This window comes from Burkholderia sp. Ac-20349 (assembly GCF_017104865.1).
Classification (GTDB): Bacteria; Pseudomonadota; Gammaproteobacteria; order Burkholderiales; family Burkholderiaceae; genus Burkholderia; species Burkholderia aenigmatica.
The window spans coordinates 1-3,815 of the sequence record NZ_JAAGPM010000271.1 but is presented as its reverse complement, the minus strand read 5'-3'; the positions used below and the strand labels follow the sequence as shown (position 1 = coordinate 3,815).

The window sequence follows — 3,815 nt, the reverse complement described above, 5'->3', positions numbered from 1 at the left end:
CCACGCTCGGCATCGTGCTGCGCGGCACGCTGACGCTCGACCTGCTGACCGACGAAGGTCGCGCGCGCAGCCGCGTGCTGCACCGGCTGGCGCTGCTGCGGGTGCCAGGCATCGTGCGCTGCCAGGGCGCGCAGCTTGCGATGTCGGGCGAGCGCGACGAGGTCTGGCAGCTCGGCGAGCCGCTCGAGCAACAGGCCGCGCTGATCGAAGCCGGCGCGTGGGGCGCGACGCTGGCCGACGCGGCGCGCGCGCGGCTCGAGGATGAATTGCGTGAGGCGGGCGGCCGCATCGCGCCGCTCGCGGACGGGCTGAACCGCGCCGCATGGGCCGGGCTGGCGGCACTGAGCGACAGCTTGCTGGGCACGCTGCACGACGCGGTCGCGCGCGAGCAGCGCTTCGAATCGCTCGCACCGGCGCTCGGGAATCTGCATACGTTGCTGCGTCACGGCCATCTGCTCGGCATGCACGATGCGCCGGTGTTGCGGATCGTCGTCGAGGCCGGTTTCGATCGCGCGCTATGGTTGCTCGAACCGGCCGCCGCGCTGGCGCCGGGCGATCTCGATGCCCATGTGCAGGGGCACGTCGCGCTGCGCCGGATCGTGGCCGACGTGCTGGCCGGCGCCGAGGGCGTCACCCACACGCCGCTCGCGATCGAGCCGTTGCGCGCGCTGGCCGTCTGGCGGCGCAAGGCGGCCGATACCGCGGCGGCACCCGCGAGTCGCGGCGCGGCGCTCGGGGCGTTGCTTGATCTCGCCGCGCATGCCTGCGCCGAGGACGGTCAACCCGTCGCCGGCATCGACGATGCGATGGCGCTGCTGCAGGCGATGCCGGCCGCCGCGCTCGGCGATGCGCTCGGCGGATTGCTGGCGCTGGCGCGCGAGACGCTGGCGAGCGCGCCCGCGTTCGTCGCGGGCATGGATGCGACCGTGCGCGCACTCGACGATGCCGATTTCGTGCTTGCGCTGCCGGGGCTGCGCGGCGCGTTCGCGTGGTTGCCGCCGCAGGAGCGCGGGCGGCTTGCCGATCAGGTGCTCGCGCTGCACCAGGCGACCCACCTGTCGCGACGCGTGCTGACCGAGCGGCACGCGGAAGAGGCATCGCCTGAGGCGGCCGCGCACGCGGCACGCATCGAGGCACAGGTGCTGGGCCGCTTGCGGCGCTGGGGGCTGACGCCCGATCCGGAGGCATCGTGACGCGCCGATCAACGGGCCGCCACGCGCCCGGCTTCTCCTTCCTTCACCCCGAGGTCGCGCCGTCATGGCACCGCGCGGCGCGGTTTCCACGAGTCCTGCCATGCCGCTGAACATTCCCGGTCCGCTCGAACGCTGGCGGCTGCTGCTCGGCGAACCGGCCGAAGCCGCGTGCGGCACGCCCGGTGCCGATGCACAGGCCGCCGATGCGGCGCTCGAATGGCTGTACGGCCGCGACGGCGACCGCGCGCAGCGTGGCGAGCGCGGTGCCAACCTCGGGCCGTCCGCGCTGAGCACGCCGGACTGGATCAACGCGATCCACACGCTGTTTCCGAAAGAGGTGATCGACCGGCTCGAACGCGATGCGGTCGAGCGCTTCGGTATCGACGAAGTCGTCACGAACCTCGACGTGCTGGAGCGGATCGAGCCGTCCGAATCGCTGCTGCGCGCCGTGCTGCACACCAAGCACCTGATGAATCCCGAGGTGCTGGCGGCCGCGCGGCGGCTGGTGGCCGAAGTCGTCCGGCGCATCATGGAGCGGCTGGCGACCGAAGTGCGGCAGGCCTTCAGCGGCACGCGCGACCGGCGCCGGCGCTCGCGGATGAAGATCGCGCGCAATTTCGACTACACGCGCACGCTGGCCGCGAACCTGCGCCACTGGCATCCCGAGCGGCGCAAGCTGTATCTCGACACGCCGGTTTTCAACAGCCGCACGCGTCGCCAGGTCGAGCCGTGGGACATCGTGCTGCTCGTCGACCAGAGCGGGTCGATGGTCAACTCGGTGATCCACAGCGCGGTGATGGCCGCGTGTCTGTGGCAATTGCCGGGCATGCGCACGCGGCTCGTGGCCTTCGACACATCGGTGGTCGACCTGACCGCCGACGTGTCCGACCCGGTCGAGCTGCTGATGAAGGTACAGCTCGGCGGCGGCACGGACATCGCGAAGGCCGTCGCGTATGCGCAATCCTGCGTCGCGAATCCCGCGCGCACGGTCGTCGTGCTCGTCAGCGATTTCTACGAAGGCGGCAGCGGCTACGAACTCGTGCGCCGCGTGAAGGCGCTGGCCGAGAGCGGCGCGCGCGTGCTCGGGCTGGCCGCGCTCGATTCGGCGGCCGAGCCCGCGTACGACCGCGAGATGGCCGCGCGGCTCGTGAACGCCGGCGCGCAAGTCGGCGCGATGACGCCCGGGCAACTGGCCGCGTGGCTCGCCGAGAAGGTGCAGGGATGAGCGCGCCGATGCGTGACGACCTGCTCGAACTGACGCCGGAGGCGCTGACCGCGCTCGCCAACGCCGGGTTCGTCAAGCGCGCACAGAAGGATGTCGCGGCCGGCGCGATGCCTGCGCTGGCGGTCGACGGCGACGGTACGGTGCATGCGTCGTTCGACGACGGCGTGCGGACCAGCCTGCCGCCGGGGCGGACCTTGCGCGATGCGGCGTGCAGCTGCACCGCGAGCGGCATGTGCCGGCATCGCGTGATGCTGGTGCTGGCCTATCAGGCGAGTACGCCGGCGAACGAAGCGGCCGAAGCGGCTGCGTCGGGCGATGGACATGCAGGCGGAGACGGCAAGGCGGGGCAGGCCGATCCGCGCGACGAATCGATCCGCGATCCGAACGACGCAACGCACGGCGAAACGCGCGATGGCCCGGACGATGCGTCATCGGACAACGACACGAATGGCACGTCGTCCGCGGATCGCGCATGGAGCCCGGCCGATTTCGACGATGCCGCGCTGGCGGCGAGTTTCGCGCCGTCGGTGCTCGAACAGGCCGCGCGCCTCGCGGTCGCGCGCCCCGTCGTGGCCGTGCAGCCGTGGTCCGACGCGCAGTCGTCGCCGATTGCACGCCTGCCGATGTGCACCGTGCGGTTCTTCTCGCGGCGCTCGCTCGCGCATGCGCGCTGCGACTGCCGGCAGGGTAGCGGCTGCGCGCACGTCGTGGTGGCCGTCTGGGCGTTTCGCCAGGCCGGTACACCGGCCGACGGCGCAACGGAGACGATCGTCGAGGTGCGCCCGCCGGCCGGCAATGAAGCGGAGAGCGACGACGACCGTTCACCGCTGCGCGACGACGCGGCGCGTGCGTTGATCGCCGACCTCGACGGGCTGGTACACGCCCTGTGGCTGGACGGTTCGAGCCAGCCGCCGATCGCGCTGGCCGCGCGCGTGGAGTCGCTGCGCGGCCGTCTGCGCGAGCGCGGCTGGCAGTGGGTCGACGACGCGCTCGACGAAGCCTGGCAGCTCGTGCTCGCGCAGCATGCGCGCAGCAGCCGTTTCGAGCCGCTGCGGCTCGTGCGCGTGCTGGCCGAACTGTGGGCACGCCTGCGCGCGGCGAGGGACGCCGCGACGCAGCCCGACAGCGCCACGGTACCGGCCCGCCAGATGCTCGGCATCGGCGTGAAGGGCGAGGTCGAACTCGATCATCTGCGGCTGGTGTCGCTCGGCGTCGAGCTGTGGGCCGACGAAGCGGAAGAGGGGGCGAGCGTGCTGTTCGCCGATCCCGATACGCAACCTGGTGCTCTCGCAACGACCGGCGAGAATCCTCGAACTCGGCAGTTCATGCGGCGTGTCCACGCTGTATTTTGCCGAGGCGCTGCGCACGTTGGGCAGCGGCGTGGTCGTCGCGACCGA

Annotated in this window: 2 protein-coding genes and 1 pseudogene; all 3 read left to right on the top strand. The window is 72.1% G+C overall.

Annotated elements, in window-relative coordinates; all coding sequences use genetic code 11:
* A partial coding sequence (locus G3N61_RS38195; RefSeq protein WP_241018114.1) for a DUF5682 family protein occupies positions 1–1,193 on the top strand: 1,193 nt, incomplete at its 5' end.
* 100 nt (positions 1,194–1,293) lie between these two features.
* Positions 1,294–2,418 (top strand): VWA domain-containing protein, encoded by a 1,125-nt coding sequence (locus G3N61_RS38190; protein WP_089452936.1) that lies wholly within the window; start codon positions 1,294–1,296, stop codon positions 2,416–2,418.
* 1,269 nt (positions 2,419–3,687) lie between these two features.
* A pseudogene (locus G3N61_RS39950) lies at positions 3,688–3,815 on the top strand (SAM-dependent methyltransferase); the annotation flags it as partial.